At 76.7% G+C, this 14,340-nt stretch carries 14 protein-coding genes and 2 pseudogenes; 5 read left to right on the plus strand and 11 right to left on the minus strand.

Translation table 11 applies throughout. From position 1 onward, the window contains the following. Nucleotides 1–8 precede the first annotated feature (8 nt). The 3 genes and pseudogenes from ACQRUO_RS00435 to ACQRUO_RS00445 all read right to left on the minus strand — a co-directional run bounded on the left by ACQRUO_RS00435 (nt 9) and on the right by ACQRUO_RS00445 (nt 1,772). Entirely contained in the window at nt 9–194 is a 186-nt protein-coding gene (locus tag ACQRUO_RS00435; protein ID WP_428313596.1) for a hypothetical protein, read from the minus strand. Next, nucleotides 177–815, minus strand: a pseudogene (locus ACQRUO_RS00440) (SLC13 family permease); the annotation flags it as partial. The pseudogene ACQRUO_RS00440 and the gene ACQRUO_RS00435, both read right to left, overlap by 18 nt. A 63-nt stretch (nt 816–878) precedes the next feature. Continuing rightward, on the minus strand, nt 879–1,772 hold the full coding sequence (locus ACQRUO_RS00445; RefSeq protein ID WP_428313597.1) for a LysR family transcriptional regulator: 894 nt from the start codon (nt 1,770–1,772) through the stop codon (nt 879–881). 76 nt (nt 1,773–1,848) lie between these two features. On the opposite strand from ACQRUO_RS00445, the gene ACQRUO_RS00450 reads away from it, so the two are divergent. Both ACQRUO_RS00450 and ACQRUO_RS00455 read left to right on the plus strand, forming a co-directional pair. Beyond that, nucleotides 1,849–2,559 (plus strand): CTP synthase C-terminal region-related (seleno)protein, encoded by a 711-nt coding sequence (locus ACQRUO_RS00450; protein ID WP_428313598.1) that lies wholly within the window; start codon nt 1,849–1,851, stop codon nt 2,557–2,559. Continuing rightward, entirely contained in the window at nt 2,556–2,681 is a 126-nt protein-coding gene (locus ACQRUO_RS00455; protein ID WP_428313599.1) for a hypothetical protein, read from the plus strand. The genes ACQRUO_RS00450 and ACQRUO_RS00455 overlap by 4 nt, the downstream gene beginning before the upstream one ends. Before the next feature lie 48 nt (nt 2,682–2,729). Here the strand turns inward: ACQRUO_RS00455 and ACQRUO_RS00460 are convergent, their stop codons facing one another. The 4 genes from ACQRUO_RS00460 to ACQRUO_RS00475 all read right to left on the minus strand — a co-directional run bounded on the left by ACQRUO_RS00460 (nt 2,730) and on the right by ACQRUO_RS00475 (nt 7,621). After that, on the minus strand, nt 2,730–4,034 hold the full coding sequence (locus ACQRUO_RS00460; RefSeq protein ID WP_428313600.1) for a vWA domain-containing protein: 1,305 nt from the start codon (nt 4,032–4,034) through the stop codon (nt 2,730–2,732). Beyond that, nucleotides 4,031–5,263 (minus strand): AAA family ATPase, encoded by a 1,233-nt coding sequence (locus ACQRUO_RS00465; RefSeq protein ID WP_428313601.1) that lies wholly within the window; start codon nt 5,261–5,263, stop codon nt 4,031–4,033. The genes ACQRUO_RS00460 and ACQRUO_RS00465 overlap by 4 nt, the downstream gene beginning before the upstream one ends. A 73-nt stretch (nt 5,264–5,336) precedes the next feature. Next, nucleotides 5,337–6,836, minus strand: coding sequence for a hypothetical protein (locus ACQRUO_RS00470; RefSeq protein WP_428313602.1), 1,500 nt, complete (start codon nt 6,834–6,836; stop codon nt 5,337–5,339). 185 nt (nt 6,837–7,021) lie between these two features. Next, complete coding sequence (locus ACQRUO_RS00475) at nt 7,022–7,621, minus strand: TetR family transcriptional regulator (RefSeq protein ID WP_428313603.1); 600 nt, start codon at nt 7,619–7,621, stop codon at nt 7,022–7,024. A 137-nt stretch (nt 7,622–7,758) separates the two neighbouring features. On the opposite strand from ACQRUO_RS00475, the gene ACQRUO_RS00480 reads away from it, so the two are divergent. Further along, complete coding sequence (locus ACQRUO_RS00480; protein WP_428313604.1) at nt 7,759–8,703, plus strand: SDR family oxidoreductase; 945 nt, start codon at nt 7,759–7,761, stop codon at nt 8,701–8,703. A 97-nt stretch (nt 8,704–8,800) separates the two neighbouring features. Here the strand turns inward: ACQRUO_RS00480 and ACQRUO_RS00485 are convergent, their stop codons facing one another. Continuing rightward, nucleotides 8,801–10,210, minus strand: a complete 1,410-nt coding sequence (locus ACQRUO_RS00485) for a PLP-dependent aminotransferase family protein (protein ID WP_428313605.1) — start codon at nt 10,208–10,210, stop codon at nt 8,801–8,803. 47 nt (nt 10,211–10,257) lie between these two features. Between ACQRUO_RS00485 and ACQRUO_RS00490 the strand changes: the two genes are divergently transcribed. After that, nucleotides 10,258–11,472, plus strand: coding sequence for an MFS transporter (locus ACQRUO_RS00490; RefSeq protein ID WP_428313606.1), 1,215 nt, complete (start codon nt 10,258–10,260; stop codon nt 11,470–11,472). Nucleotides 11,473–11,646: 174 nt separating this feature from the next. Here the strand turns inward: ACQRUO_RS00490 and ACQRUO_RS00495 are convergent, their stop codons facing one another. Next, nucleotides 11,647–12,150: a hypothetical protein gene (locus tag ACQRUO_RS00495; RefSeq protein WP_428313607.1), complete on the minus strand. Its 504-nt coding sequence runs from the start codon at nt 12,148–12,150 to the stop codon at nt 11,647–11,649. Further along, the gene (locus ACQRUO_RS00500) at nt 12,147–12,737 is read right to left on the minus strand and encodes a TetR/AcrR family transcriptional regulator (protein ID WP_428313644.1); all 591 of its coding nucleotides are present in this window, start codon (nt 12,735–12,737) and stop codon (nt 12,147–12,149) included. Before ACQRUO_RS00500 ends, ACQRUO_RS00495 begins: the two co-directional genes overlap by 4 nt. A 73-nt stretch (nt 12,738–12,810) precedes the next feature. Between ACQRUO_RS00500 and ACQRUO_RS00505 the strand changes: the two genes are divergently transcribed. Next, complete coding sequence (locus ACQRUO_RS00505; RefSeq protein WP_428313608.1) at nt 12,811–13,650, plus strand: class I SAM-dependent methyltransferase; 840 nt, start codon at nt 12,811–12,813, stop codon at nt 13,648–13,650. A gap of 105 nt (nt 13,651–13,755) precedes the next feature. On the opposite strand, the pseudogene ACQRUO_RS00510 reads toward ACQRUO_RS00505, so the two are convergent. Further along, nucleotides 13,756–14,340, minus strand: a pseudogene (locus ACQRUO_RS00510) (hypothetical protein); the annotation flags it as partial.

The following is a 14,340-nucleotide window of genomic DNA, read 5'->3' on the forward strand; positions in this document are numbered from 1 at the left end:
CCGCCGGATCAGCGCGGCCGGTCGGGCGGGGCCGGCTCGGGCGAGCGCGGTGCCTCGGGCGACCGGGCCGGCGCGGGCCAGACCAGCAGGACCGGGCACGGCGCGTGGTCGACCACGAAGCGCCCGGCGGGGCCGAGGCTGTGCGGGCCGGGGTGGTGGGCGCGGTCGCCGTCGCGGGCCAGGATCAGCAGCACCGGCGTCCAGGTCGGTGGCGAAGAACCGCCGCAGCACCAGGTATTCGACCCCGATCGCCACCAGCCAGGGCAGCGCCATCAGCGCGGCGAACCGGGTGAAGCTCAGCCCGCTGGCCGCGAAGGCCAGCAGGGTGGTCAGGTTGGAGACCGGCAGCAGCAGCGAGGCGGTGTTCGACAGGTGGGTACAGGCGTAGACGAACGGTTAGGGACGGGAGCCGAGGCGGGCGGCGGTGGCGAAGACCACCGGGGTGAGCAGCACCACCGTGGCGTCCAGGCTGAGCACCGCGGTGATCACCGAGGCGAGCACGAACACCTGCACCAGCAGCCGGCGCGGGCGTCCCACCGCGCTGCGCGCCATGAAGGCCCCGCAGGCGGCGAAGAGGCCTCGTCGTCGCAGAGCTGGGCCAGCACCAGCACCGCGGCGAGGAACCCGACCACCGGTCCCAGCCCCTGCGCCTCCGCCAGCGCGTGGCCCGGGGAGATCGCCCCGGTGCCGACCAGCACCCCGGCCGCGGGCACGGCCACCACGGCCTCCGGCCAGCCCCACGGCCGCACCACCGCGCAGACCAGCACCAGTAGGAGCAGCGCGACGGGGAGCGCTTCGGCGACGGACGTGTTCAGGACCTGCTCCTCAGCAACGGATACGTGGGCGACGGGTGGCGCGGCAGCCGGTTCGGCCAGGGCCTAGCCGCCCTGACGTTCGGTCAGCAGCTCGACCAGCCGCTGCGCGGCCTCGGTCGGACCCGCCGGGTGGAGCAGCTCGGTGCGGTGCACCAGGCGCGGCTCGGTGACCGGGACGGCGGTGAGGCCGGGAAGCGCGGCGGCCAGCGGCAGCGGGAGCGCGGCGAGGCCGTGCCCGGCGGCGGCCAGCGCGGCCAGGCCGTGCAGGTCGGTGCCGCGGTGGCGGAGCCGGGGACGGAAGCCGTCGGTGCGGCAGACCGCGCGCAACCGCTCGAGCGGGATCGCGGTGTCGGGGGCGTCGATCCACTGGGCCTGCGTCAGGTCGGTCAGCCGCACCCCGCGGCGCCCGGCCAGCGGGTGGTCCTGCGGGAACAGCACGGCCAGGGTCTGCTCCGCCACGGCGAGCGTGCCGGCGGGGCCCAGGTCCGACAGCGGCAGCGGGTCGCTGGGGGCCGCGGCGCCGTCGACCAGGCCGAGGTCGGCGTGCCCGGCGAGCACCTGCTCGATCACCGCCGAGCGGCCGAGCACCCGCACCTCGAGGTCCAGCGGGTGGGTGGTGCCGCGCAGCCGCGCCAGGGCCCGGGCCGCCTCGGGGCCCAGTGCGGCGGGTGAGCAGGCCAGGGTCAGCCGGGTGGGCTCGGTCTGCTGCAGGCGCGCAATGTCGGCGCGGACGGCGTCCAATCGCAGCAGCAGGCCGGGGGCGTGCTCCAGCAGGCGCGCGCCGGCCGGCGTGGCGGCCACCGGCCGGCGCTCGACCAGCCGGGTGCCCAGGTCGGCCTCCAGTGCGGCGATGTGCTGGGAGACGGCGGACTGGGTGTAGCCGAGCGCCGCGGCGGCCGCGGAGAAGGACCGGTGGTCGAGGACCGCGACGAAGGTGCGGAGCAGATGCGGATCCATGGGCATCAGTATTGCTTATCCAGGATGCAGAGATCATCGTTAGACCTGATGCACGCTGGTCAGCAGGATGGCACCCATGAACTTCACCGCACGCATCGCGTTGGTGGGCGACCGTTCCGACGCCGTCCGCTCGCACAACCGCATCCCCGGCCTGTTGGAAGCCCTGCGCCTGCGCGACGGACTCGACCTGGACGCGTACTGGATCCCCACCGAGGAGGCCGGCCGGGGCCTCGAGGGCTTCGACGCGGTCTGGGTGCTGCCCGGCAGCCCCTACCGCAGCGAGGCCGGGGCGGTGGCCGCGATCCACACCGCCCGCGAGCACGGCATCCCCTTCCTGGGCACCTGCGGCGGCTTCCAGCACGCGCTGCTGGAGTTCGCCCGCAATGTCTGCGGCCTCGACCGGGCCGGCCACACCGAGAACGACCCGGCCACCGGCGACGAGGACGCCCTGATCGTCCCGCTCAGCTGCTCCCTGGTCGGCCACGAGGGCGCCGTCCGGATCGCCCCCGGCTCCCGGGCCGCCCAACTGATCGGCACCGAGCGGATGCAGGCCCGCTACCACTGCAGCTTCGGCCTCAACCCGGAGCGCCTGGCCGTGCTGCGCGCGCACGGCCTGCTCGTCACCGGCACCGACGAGGCCGGGGAGGCCCGGATCGCCGAACTGCCCGACCACCCCTTCTTCCTGGCCACCCTCTTCCAACCCGAACTGGACGGCGACGGCACCCGGGTCCACCCCCTGATCCGCGGCCTCGCCACGGCCGCCACCGACCACGCCGCCGCCCGATGACCGGCCGCAGCGCGCTGCACCGCGCCGCCACCACCCTGGTCCACGCCTGGCTGCGCGCCTGCACCGTGCCCGCCGCGCACGCCGCCAGCCCCCCTGGCCACCCTCCCGGAGGCGGCCTTTAGCGCCTGGTCCTGCGCACGGGGGACCGTCGATCGGAGTCCGGCCGCCCGCTAGCCGATCTCCACCACCCGGGCCCAGGGCGGCGGCAGCCGTGGCCGGTACTCCGGATTGTTCTCCAGCCGCCGCCAGTTGGGGCTGCGGGAGAACAGCCCGACCACCGTCCGGCACGACGGGCGGGCGTCCGGCCACGGGGTCTGGCCGTCCGTCAGCACCACGATGACGTCCGGCCGCGGCCGGGACCGCAGCGCCCTGGCGAACCCCGCGCGCAGGTCCGTGCCGCCACCGCCGACCAGCGGGATGCCCTCGGCCCGGCAGAGCGACTGCACGGCGTGGGCCGCCGCGTCGCAGGGCAGCACCCCCACCTGGTCCCGGCGCCCGCCCACCGCCTGGCAGATCGCCGCCACTTCGAGCAGCGCACTGCCCAACTCGGCGTCGCTCACCGAGGCGGAGGTGTCGATGATCACGTTGACCCGCGGCGGGCGCCGCCGCAGCGCGGGCAGCACCACGCCGGGCAGCCCGGCCGAGCGCCGCGCCGGCCGGCCGTAGCTGTAGTCCTGCCCCGCCCCCGAGCCGGCCGCCGCCGAGCGGACCGCCGCGCCCAGCAGTTCCCGCCACGGCTGCGGCGGGTGGAAGGCCTCCTCGGCCCACCGCTGCCAGCCCCGCGGGGCGCTGCCGGGGTGGCCGACGATGCCCTGCGCCACCCGGAACCGGACCGCGTCCCGCTCCTGCGCGGTGAGCCCGTGCGCGCCGTCCGGGCCAAGGTCCCAGGGCCGGGCCAGGCCGTCCGCGCCGCTGCCGCAGTCGAGCCAGGCGAGGTGCTCGGTCCACGGTCCCAGGGTGAACTGCCGCAGGTAGTCCTCCATCAGCTCGCCCGGCGCGAGGTCCAGGTCCGCCGGCCGGACCGCCCCCTTCGGTGTCACCAGGCCGTCGCCGAACGCGTCGTCGTTGATCTCGCAGTCCGCGGCGATGTTCATCCGCAGCCGCTCCCCGCGGCCGGTCAGACCGCGCTCCTCGGCGACCCGGTCACCGCGCCCGTGGTGGTCGCGCAGCAGGTGCGACACCTCGTGCACCCAGACCGCGGCCAGCTCCGCCTCCGGCGTCCGGCCCACGAACGCCGGGGAGACGTAGCAGCGCCAGTGCGGGTCGACGGCCATCGTCGGGACCTGGCGTGACTCCACGACCTGCAGGGCGAACAGCGCCGTCGCCAGGTAGGGCCGGACCCGGGCGGCGTGCAGCCGGGCGGCGTAGAGCTTCTCGCGGTCCAGCACGAGCGGGGCGACCGGCGCCGCAGGCCGGTGCGGGGCGACCGGCGCCGCGGGCCGCTGCGGGGTGCGCGGGGCGGCGGGCGTGCTCATCGCCCACCCCGGGCCGCGAGCGTGATCCGGGCCGCCACCCGGTCCGCGCGGCGGGAGATCGAGACGGCGCCGGAGAGCCGGTCGATCGCGGCCGGCACCTCCCACTCCTCCCGGCGCAGCGCGGCGAGTTCGGTGGCCGGGACCACCACCAGGTCCGGGGCGCCGGTCTCCAACGCCCGGACCAGCAGCGCCCAGGCCGCGTCCCACCGGTCCCGCGCGGGGCGGTTGCGGACCGCCGCCACCACGCCGTCCAGCACGGCCTGGCGCAGGTCCCCCCGCTCGGGCAGCTCGGCGCCGGCCGGGTCGGCGAGCAGCAGTTCGGGGTCCGGGAGGTCCAACCGGTCGAGGCCGGCGAGCAGTTCCAGGCCCGGCCCCTCCCCCACGGTGCCGCGGACCAGCAGCGAGAGGACGTCCCGCGAGGCACCGGCCGCGGTGGCGAAGGCGATCAGGCGCAGCGCCATCTCCCAGCTGCGCGGCGACGGCCACGCACCGCCGCGGCGGGCCTCGTTCTTCGGCAACTGGTGCACCAGGGCGGGACGGACGGCGAGCAGCCCGCAGACCGCCCGGCGGGCGTACGCGACCGCTGCCGGCAGCCCGGTGGGATCGAGCTGCGGCAGGGTCGCCCGCGGCCAGGTCCCGCCGAGCCCGCGGACCACCACCTCGTGGTCGTGCACCCACTGCAGGTGGACGAAGCGGTTGGCCAGCGGCGGGCTCAGCTCCCAGCCGTCGGCCGCCGAGGAGCGCGGGTTGGCCGCGGCCACGATCCGTACCCCGGGGGGCAGTTGCAGAGCGCCGATGCGCCGTTCCAGCACCACCCGGAGCAGCGCCGCCTGCACGGCCGGCGGGGCGGTGGACAGCTCGTCCAGGAAGAGCAGCCCGCGGCCGGCCCGGACCAGGCGGACCGCCCAGTCCGGCGGTGCCATCGGCACGCCCTGCACCGCGGGATCGTCGCCGACCACGGGCAGCCCGGCGAAGTCGGAGGGCTCGTGCACGCTGGCGATCACCGTGGTCAGCGGCAGGTCCAGGGCCTCGGCGAGCTGGGTCAGGCCGGCGGTCTTGCCGATCCCCGGCTCGCCCCAGAGCAGTACCGGCAGGTCGGCGGCGACCGCCAGGGTCAGGGCGGCCAGTTGGTCGTCCGCGCGCGGCTCGGTGGTGGTCTCGCGGAGCAGCGCTAGCAGGTCGCCGGCGACGTCGAGTCGGCGGGTGGGGGTGGCGGTGTGGGTGGGCATGGGTGATCACCTCGTGGGGTCGGGGCGGACAGGTGGGTGGTGGGCCGCTGTGGCCGGCCGGGCGGTGCCGGCTTCAGCGGCCGCCCGCGTTGCGCGGGTGTCCGCGGTGGTTCAGGGAGCGACGGGGAACGCGCCGGCTGCGGCGGTCGGTGGCGGGTGCGGGCGCGGGTCCGCCGAGGCCTTCCCGGTACCGCTCGTGGCTGAGCCGCCGCTGCACGGCCGCCTCGATCTCGTCCCGCAGCACGCCGCCGCGCAGCAGCGCGTCGGGACCCAACAGGTCCTCGACGGCGGCCAGCGCGCCGGCGGTGTCACCGTGGTTCAGCCGTTCGCGAATGCCGTCCAGACCGGCCGGGTGGCGGTGCGCCCGGTCGACGACCTGCAGGCAGGGCAGCGGGGTGCCGGTCAGCGCGACCAGCAGCTCCTCGCGGCGCAGCTCCGCCGGATCGTGGTCCAGCGGGGCCAACACCCCGTCGACCAGCCCGATCCGGTGCTGCTCGCCGCGGCACTCGACCAGCCAGGGCCGCCCGCCCCGGTCCGGGAAGGCGGCCAGGGACGTGGCCAAGGAGGCGCCCGGAGCGGTGGGCGGCCGATCGGGCAGCAGGGCGGCGGCGACCAGCGGGTGCAGCCGATCGGGGTCGACCAGGCCGGACCGGAGCAGCGCCAGGTCGGGCAGCTCCCGGGCTGCCGCGTCCGGCAGCACCGGCAGCGCACCGCCGGGGTCGCCCGTGCGCGGCGGGGCGTCGCGCAGGGTCGCCGTCGGCGGCGAGCCGGCAGCCACCGCGCCGGGTCCGGCCGCGGCCAGGTCGAGGATCAGCCGCCGCCGGGCGCCCAGCCGCACCAGGACGCTGCCGTGCTGCCGCCCCTCGGCCGCGAGCAGCACCCGCGCCTCGGCCGCCCAGCGGTCCACCGCCCAGCCGTGGCCGAGATGGTGGGCCGGCACGGCCGGTGGACGATCGGCGCCACAGCGCCCGCGCAACTCGTCGCTCCGCCCGGCGTCCCACAGGTGGCGGTGCAGGTCGAGGCGGAAGAGGCGGTTGGGATGCGGGTGCGGATGCGGCCAGGCCGCGGCGGGCGTGCCGTCCCAGAGCGCGAGGCTGATCCGCTGGCCGGCATCGGCCCAGGCCGGCGGGGTCCGGACGACGAGGTGCAGCGGACTGGCCCGGCCGTGCCCGGTCCCGGCGTAGCGGGCGAGCGCGATGGTCAGGCCCGGCCGCAGCAACCCGTCGGGGGCGATCCGCGGCAGGTGCCAGCGCAGCAGGTCGGGTGCCAGTAGCCGCAGGTCGGCGCGGACCCGAGCGGCGAGCTCCCGACCGTGGGTGCGGCGCACCGCGCGCAGGTCCAGGTCGACGTCGACGGCCGCGGCAGCGCACGCGCCCGCCCAGTCGCCGGCGTGGCGGCGGGCGGTGGCGGTCTCGATCATGGCGGCCGGCACGGCGAACTCCCGCACGCGCGGCCAGAAGGAGGCGGCCCAGAAGAAAGCGGTGCTGGAAGCAGTGGCTTCGGTGGGAACCGCTTCGGTGGGAGCCGGTTCGGCGGAGGCGGAGGAATCCCGGTTCGCGACGTGAGTGAGCATCAGCACTCACCTTGCGCGGACGGGACCCCCAATCTCATCAGGGAGTACGTAGTCATCACGGGGAGCATAGCGCCCGGGATCGCGACCTGCCAGGCCGTTTTCGCCGAGCGCGATCGGGCCACCGCCAGTCGGCCGGCGGCGGTCGACTGAGTGGTGGTCAGCTGCCGCCACTCGGCTGCCACCGCTCAGCTGCCGGCGGTCACGGCCTTGAGTTCGTCGACCGACTCGCGGACCAGCTCCGCCAGCTTCCGCTCCCCGACGGCTCCCCCGACCCCGTCGCCGTTCTCACCCATCGACTCGATCCAGCCCTCGAACGCGACCTTGAACACCGCGATGCCGGCTTCCGCGGCCAGCTTCGCGGCCACCTCCGACACCCCGCGCTGCCGCAGGGTGTCGGCGAGTGCCGCGGCGAGGGTGGCGAGCTTGATCAGCTCGCGCTCCTGGAGTTCCGGGTGGGCGGAGATCACGGCCTGGCGGCGCCGGGCGCTGTCGCGGCGCTCCTCCAGCACCGCAGCAGCGGCTTCGAGGGCCGCGGCCACGGCGTCGATCGGCGCCAGCGCCGCGGGCGCGGCCGCCACCGAGGTCACCAGCAGGTCCTGCAGCGCGCCCGCGCCGCCGAAGAGGACCTCGCGCTTGTCGGCGTAGTGCCGGAAGAAGGTCCGCTCGGTCAGGCCGGCCCGCTTGGCGATCTCCGACACCGTGGTCTGTTCGAACCCGCGCTCGACGTAGAGCTCCAGAGCCGCCTGCTCCAGTCGGCCCTTCGCGTTCGGCTCCCATCGCCCCATGCGCTGGAGTCTAGCTGATGACAGGCCCTGACATCAGAGGTACGCTGGCAACGGCGATAACAGTCACTGACATCACGACCGCCCTCCTGGGCCGCCGCGTGCGGCCGGGGCGGTCGACTCACCGGGAGGTTCCTGCCATGCGTGTACTCGTCACCGGGGCGTCCGGCTGGATCGGTTCCGCCGTCGTCCCCGAACTCCTGGCCGCCGGCCACCAGGTCCTCGGGCTGGCCCGCTCCGACGCCTCCGCCGCCGCGCTCGACGCGGCCGGCGCCGAGGTGCTGCGCGGCACCCTCGACGACCTCGACACCCTGCGCGGCGCGGCGGCCGCCGCGGACGGCGTGATCCACCTCGCCTTCAAGCACGACATCGCCTTCACCGGCGACTTCCACGGCGCCGCCGACGCGGACCGCCGCGCCATCGAGGCGTTCGGCGAGGCGCTGGCCGGCACCGACCGCCCGCTGGTCGTGGCCGCCGGCACGCTCGGCCTGGCCCCGGGGCGGGTGGCCACCGAGCGGGACGGCGGCGAGCCGGCCGCGGCCGCGCACCTGCTGATCGACGGTGCCGAACGGCGGCTGGCCAACGCGCAGCTGACGCTCGCCTTCGCCGAGCGGGGCGTCCGCTCCGCCGTGCTGCGGCTGCCCCCGACCGTGCACGGCGAGGGTGACCACGGCTTCCTGCCCGCCCTGATCGGCGTGGCCCGGGAGCGGCAGCTCTCCGGGTACCCCGGCGACGGCGCCAACCGCTGGCCCGCGGTGCACCGCCGCGACGCCGCACACCTCTGCCGGCTGGCCCTGGAGCAAGCGCCCGCGGGCTCGGTGCTGCACGCGGTGGCCGACGAGGGCGTGCCGATCCGGGTCGTGGCCGAGCTGATCGGTCGTCACCTCGACCTCCCGGTGGCCTCCGTCGCCCCCGCGGACGCCCAGGCGCACTTCGGCTGGCTGGCCGGCCCGGTCGGGGCCGACGCCCCGGCCTCCAGCGCGCTGACCCGCGAGCTGCTGGGCTGGCGGCCGACCGGCCCGGGACTCCTCGACGACCTCGACCAGGGCCACTACTTCCACGCCGCCCAGCCGGTCCGGGGCTGACCACCCGCGCGGGCCGCGGTCACGGCGGCCCGTCGTGGCGGCGGCCCGGGGGTCCGGGGGCCGGTCTGGCTAGTCCAGGCGTCCTCTCGGACCGCCCCTACGCCCGCCCGAGCAGCAGGTCACCCACCGCCGCGATGCCCGCCCTGATCGCCCGTTCGCCCACGTTGCCGAAGCCGAGCACGAGTTGGGCCGGTGCACCGGCCCGCGCCGCGCGGCAGGTGGCCATGCCGTAGAGGCCGACCGAGCGCGCCCGGGCCGCGGCCACCACCAGCTGCTCGTCGACACCGGCGGGCAGCTGGGCAACGGCGTGGAAACCGGCGGCCAGGCCGGTCACCGGCAGGCCGGGGGCGTGCTCGGCCAGCGCGGCGAGCAGGGTGCCGCGCCGGGCCGCGTAGCCGGCGCGCATCCGGCGCAGGTGGCGGTCGAAGCGTCCGGACTCGATCAACCGGGCCAACGCCACCTGGTCCAGGGTCGGGGTGCCGCGGTCCAGCCGGTGCTTCAGCGCGGTGAGCGGCGCGACCAGCTCCGGCGGGCAGACCATCCAGCCGATCCGCAGGGCGGGGGCGAGCGACTTGCTGACCGTGCCCAGGGCGATGACCCGGTCGGGGGCCAGTCCCTGGAGCGCCCCGACGGGTTCGCGGTCGTACCTGAACTCGGCGTCGTAGTCGTCCTCGATCACGATCGCGTCGCGGTCCCTGGCCCACTCGACCAGCGCCAGCCGGCGCTCCGGGGCCAGGGCCACGCCGGTCGGCCACTGGTGCGCGGGGGTGACCACCACCGCGCGGGCCCCGGTCGCGGCCAGCGCCGCCACGTCGATGCCGTGCTCGTCCACCGGGACCGGCACCGGGCGCAGGCCCGCTGCGGCGGCGGCCGCGCCGACGGTGGCCGGTGAGCCGGGGTCCTCGAAGGCCACGGTGTCCAGACCGCCGTCGGCCAGCACCCGCAGGGCCAGGCCGAGGCCCTGGGCGTAGCCGTTGCAGACCACGATGTGCTCGGGGTCCGCCACGGCGGCGCGCACCCGGCGCAGGTAGCCGGCCAGCACCTCGCGCAGGGCGGCACTGCCGCGCGGATCGCCGTAGTCGAACTCCACGGTCGCCATGCCACGGGCCGCCTCGCGTTGGGCCCGCAGCCAGTCCTCGACCGGGAAGGACGACAAGTCCGGTACGCCCCAGCGGAAGTCGGCCACCAGGCGGCCGGTGTCCGGGCGCGGCCGGGCGGCCACGGGCGGTGCGGCGGCGCCGGCCGCCACCCGGGTGGCGGAGCCCGGTCGGGTCACCAGATAGCCCTCGGCCTGGAGTTGGGCGTAGCACTCCTGCACCAGCCCGCGCGACAGGCCGAGCGTGCGGGCCAACTCCCGGGAGGAGGGCACCTTTTCGCCGACCGCCAGCCGGCCGGTGCGGATCGCCTCCCGCAGCCCGTGCTCCAGCTGGGCGCGCAGCGGCCGGCCGCTGTTCCGGTCGACGACCAGCAGCAGCTCGGGTGAGGAACCGGACCATTCCAGAGGCATGGAACTGGAGCTTACCGGTGGTCCGGTTGCGCCCTTAGCGTCCTGCCGTGACCGAAACGATCGACACCACGCCCCCGGCGCTCGCCCCGCGCCCGCCGCTGCTCACCCCGCCGCTGCTGCTCCGCTTCGTCTCCATGCTGGGCGCCTCGATCGGCTTCTACCTGCTGCTGTCGGTCGTCCCCGGCTACGCCACCGCCCGTGCCGCCACCCACGCCGGTGCAGCCACCCACGCCGGCGGGGCCGGCGCCGGGCTGGCCACCGGTGCGCTGATGCTGGCCACGGTGCTGGGCGAGCTCGCCACGCCCGCCCTGGTCAACCGCCACGGCTACCGCGCCGTCCTGGCGGTCGGGCTGGCCCTGCTGGGTGCGCCGGCGCTGGCGTTGCCGTGCTCCCGCGCCCTGGGCTGGATCGTCGCGGTCTGCCTGCTGCGTGGGCTGGGCTTCGCGTTCACCATGGTCGCGGGCGGCGCGCTGACGGCCTCGCTGATCCCCGCCGAACGGCGCGGCGAAGGGCTGGCGCTGGTCGGCCTCGTCAGCGGGGTGCCCTCGCTGGTGGCACTGCCGCTGGGGGCCTGGTTGGCCGCTCACGTCGGCTACGGCGTGGTCTTCACCGCGGGCGGGCTGGTCCCGCTCGCCGCGATCCCCGCGGTGCCCGGCCTGCCCGACCGGATCCGCACCGCGGGGCGGGCCGTCGGCATCGGCGAGGGGCTGCGCGGGGCCGAACTGCGGCGGCCCACCGTGGTGTTCGCGGCCACCGCCGTGGCCGCGGGGATCGTGGTGACCTTCCTGCCGCTCGCCGTCCCCGCCTCGGCCACCGGCCTGGTCACCGTGGCGCTCTTCGTCCAACCCGCGGCCACCACGCTGGCCCGCTGGTACGCCGGCCGGCACGCGGACCGGCACGGCCCGGCGGGGCTGGTGCTGCCCGGCCTGCTGCTGTCGGCCGCGGGCACCGTGCTGATGGCGCTGACCGGCAGCCCGATCGCCCTGGTGGTCGCGGTCGGCGTGTTCGGGATCGGCTTCGGCATCACCCAGAACGCCACCCTGACCCTGATGTACGCCCGGGTCCCCGCCGCCGGCTTCGGCACCGTCAGCGCGCTCTGGAACTTCGCCTACGACGCCGGCATGGGCGTGGGCGCCGTGACCTTCGGCTGGCTCGCAGCCGGCACCGGCTACCCCTGGGCGTTCACCCTGACCGCCACCGCGATGGCGCTGGCCACCCTGCCGGCCCACCGCGACCGCCGCGCGGGCCGGGGCGTCCGCTGAGGGGTGCCCTGACGCACCGCCGCACGCGGGCCATCAGGGCGGGGCACGAGTCGACGGCGAGCGCGCAGGAGCAGCGGAGATGCACCAGGAGACCGGCGGCGCGGGGCAGCAGTGCGCGGCTTGTCACCCGACCAAGTCAGCGAAGTGCAGGCGGCCGCCGAGCGGTGGGGGCGGTCAGGGCCGGGCGGCCGACTCGCCCGGGTCCATGGTCAGCAAGTCCTCGTGGAGTGCGGCGAGCCGGCGGCCGGTCAGGGCGCCGTCCGCACCGGTCTCCTGGAGCGACCAGCCGACCGCCGGCCCGGCGTCCTGCCCGGCGTGCTGTCCGCCGCCGCCGTCGAGTTCCTCGAGGGTCAGGAACAGCGCCTCGTAGGCGACTTCGCGGGCGAAGCGGGCCAGATCCGCCCGGTCGGCGCCGGCGTCCAGCAGTCGGCGCCCGACCGGCGACTGCTCCAGCCCGGTGGGCCTGCCGCAGTTGTCGATCACCGTGCGCCACAGGGTGCGGAGCAGCAGGTAGCGGGCCAGGTGCGGCTGGTCCTCGGCGATCTCGGAGCGGGCGCAGCCCTCGGGATCGTCCGCGCCCAGGGCCGCGAAGCGGGCGCGCAGGGCATCGGCCTCGGCGTGCTGCGCCGGGGGGAGGTCGGCGAGCCGGCGCTGCCACGCCGGCGAAGGGTCCGTCATCGCGGCAGCACCCCCTCGAGGGTGGCGGCCACCATGCGGTGCACGGCGGCGGCGTCCGGCGGGGTGGCGGTGCGGTCGGCGAAGAGCAGGTGGGCGGTGCCGATCAGGGTGGGGGCGAGGGTGGCCGGGTCGGCGGCGGTACTGATCCGGCCCAGGGCGCGTTCGGCGGCGAGGTAGTCGGCGACCATCGCGGTGGCCTCGGTCAGCAGCGGGAGGCCGGTCGGCCTGGTCCGGCGCAGCCGGGCGCGCAGTTCGTCGCGGAAGGTGACCAGGGCGACGATCGCCACCGCCACCGGGCCGAACAGCTCGGTCAGTGCCGCGGCCAGGTTGGCCACCACGCCGCCGGTACCGGCGGCGGCGCGCAGTTCGGCGGCCTGGCGCTCCAGGCGGGCGATCCGGTCCAGGACCAGGTCGGCGAGGAAGCCGTCGAAGTCCGTGAAGTGCCGGTGCAGCACTCCCTTGGCACAACCGGCCTCGGCGGTGACCGCGCGGCTGGTCAGCCCGCTCGGCCCGTCCCGCAGCAGGATCCGTTCGGCCGCCTCGAACAGCTGCTCGCGCACGTCGCGCAGGGCCACCCCGGTCGGCACGGTGCGCCGCCACCTCTCCTGGTCGGTCCCACCCCCGTTGACGAGTGGGCGCATGCCCACTCATAGTGGGCACATGCCCACCTTACCTCCGCAGCACCCTCCGCAGCACCCCCTGCACGCCGCTCCGCAGGTCCGGGAGTCCCACCAGGCACGGGAGTTGGCCGAGTCGTTCGGCGCCGACCCCGAACGCTACGACCGGGCCCGCCCGCGCTACCCCGCCGCGCTCGTCACCGCCGTGACCGCCGGCCACCCGGGCGCCGCCGTGCTCGACGTCGGCTGCGGCACCGGGATCGCCGCCCGACAGTTCCGGGAAGCCGGGTGCACCGTGCTCGGTGTCGAGGTCGACGCCCGGATGGCGGACTGGGCGCGCCGGCACGGACTGACCGTGGAGGTGGCCCCGTTCGAGCGGTGGGAGTCGGCCGGGCGGACCTTCGACGTGCTGGTGGCCGCCCAGGCCTGGCACTGGGTCGACCCGGTCACGGGGGCGGTGAAGGCCGCCGAGGTGCTGCGGCCCGGCGGGCGGCTGGCCGTGTTCTGGAACGTCGACCAGCCGCCCGCGGAGGTGGCCGAGGCCTTCGCGGCGGTGTACCGGCGGGTGGCCCCCGACTCGCTGCTCGCCCGGCGGCCCACCACCTCGGGGCCCGGGGCGTACGCGGGCCTGCCCGCCCGGGCGGCGGACGGAATCCGGGCGGCCGGCGCGTTCGGCCCGGCCGAGCAGTGGCGCCACGACTGGGAGCGCTCCTACACCCGGGACCAGTGGCTGGACCTGCTGCCCACCAGCGGTGCCATGGCCCAGGTGCCGCCGGCCGCCCGGGCCCGGCTGCTCGCGGGCATCGGGGAGGCGATCGACGCGGTCGGCGGCGCCTTCACCATGGGCTACACGACGCTGACCGTCACCGCGCTGCGCAGCTGAGCCCGCCCCAGCCCGGCCAAGTCACCCCGGCCAGCCCCACCCCGGCCGGCCCCACCCCCGCCCCCGCCCGACCCGGCGCTCCCCGGCCGCGGTGGGCGCGCGGGGTCAGCCCCGCGCCCACACGTGCAGCGTGTGGCCCGCGTCCGCGGCGGTGTACCAGGTGCCGTCGCCGATGGCGGTGGGCAGGCCCGGTACCGGGAAGGGGTAGGCCACCAGCTCGGGGACGGCCCCGGACCCGGCGCCGGTGTCGAGCAGCCAGTGCCGCCCCGCACCCCACTCCTCGTCGCTCTCCAACGAGCCGGTGATCACCGTCTGCTCGTCCAGGAAGCCGCCCGCCCAGTCCCAGTACGGGAGGGCTTCGTCGTTGTCGGGTGCGGCACCGGGGTGCCGCGGCAACCTGGCGGCGGCGTCCAGTTCGGTGATGACGGAGCCGTCCCCCACCTCGTGGACGGCGAGCCGCTCCTGGTCGTGCGAGACGGTCAGCAGGCGGTCGCCCGAGGGGCTGACGGCGAGCAGCACCAAGTCCTGGTCGCCGTAGGGGTCCACCGTGACGGCCTGCCCGTCCCAGCGGCCCCAGCGCAGCGGTGAGCCGTCCTGGCCCTCACCGATGCTCAGGCCCATCTGGCGCGGGTCGGGGTGCGGGTGGTGCTCGCTGCCCGCGGAGGCGGCGCGGGCCGCGACCCGCGCCAG

Source organism: Kitasatospora sp. LaBMicrA B282 (assembly GCF_050325825.1).
Classification (GTDB): Bacteria; Actinomycetota; Actinomycetes; order Streptomycetales; family Streptomycetaceae; genus Kitasatospora.

Excerpts from the sequence above, each read along its gene's own strand:
- ACQRUO_RS00470 (WP_428313602.1), bottom strand. The coding sequence starts at position 6,836 with ATGCTCACTCACGTCGCGAACCGGGATTCCTCCGCCTCCGCCGAACCG.
- ACQRUO_RS00465 (WP_428313601.1), bottom strand. The coding sequence starts at position 5,263 with ATGCCCACCCACACCGCCACCCCCACCCGCCGACTCGACGTCGCCGGC.
- ACQRUO_RS00475 (WP_428313603.1), bottom strand. The coding sequence starts at position 7,621 with ATGGGGCGATGGGAGCCGAACGCGAAGGGCCGACTGGAGCAGGCGGCT.
- ACQRUO_RS00455 (WP_428313599.1), top strand. The coding sequence starts at position 2,556 with ATGACCGGCCGCAGCGCGCTGCACCGCGCCGCCACCACCCTGGTCCAC.
- ACQRUO_RS00495 (WP_428313607.1), bottom strand. The coding sequence starts at position 12,150 with ATGACGGACCCTTCGCCGGCGTGGCAGCGCCGGCTCGCCGACCTCCCC.
- ACQRUO_RS00505 (WP_428313608.1), top strand. The coding sequence starts at position 12,811 with ATGCCCACCTTACCTCCGCAGCACCCTCCGCAGCACCCCCTGCACGCC.
- ACQRUO_RS00450 (WP_428313598.1), top strand. The coding sequence starts at position 1,849 with ATGAACTTCACCGCACGCATCGCGTTGGTGGGCGACCGTTCCGACGCC.
- ACQRUO_RS00445 (WP_428313597.1), bottom strand. The coding sequence starts at position 1,772 with ATGGATCCGCATCTGCTCCGCACCTTCGTCGCGGTCCTCGACCACCGG.
- ACQRUO_RS00485 (WP_428313605.1), bottom strand. The coding sequence starts at position 10,210 with ATGCCTCTGGAATGGTCCGGTTCCTCACCCGAGCTGCTGCTGGTCGTC.
- ACQRUO_RS00460 (WP_428313600.1), bottom strand. The coding sequence starts at position 4,034 with ATGAGCACGCCCGCCGCCCCGCGCACCCCGCAGCGGCCCGCGGCGCCG.
- ACQRUO_RS00480 (WP_428313604.1), top strand. The coding sequence starts at position 7,759 with ATGCGTGTACTCGTCACCGGGGCGTCCGGCTGGATCGGTTCCGCCGTC.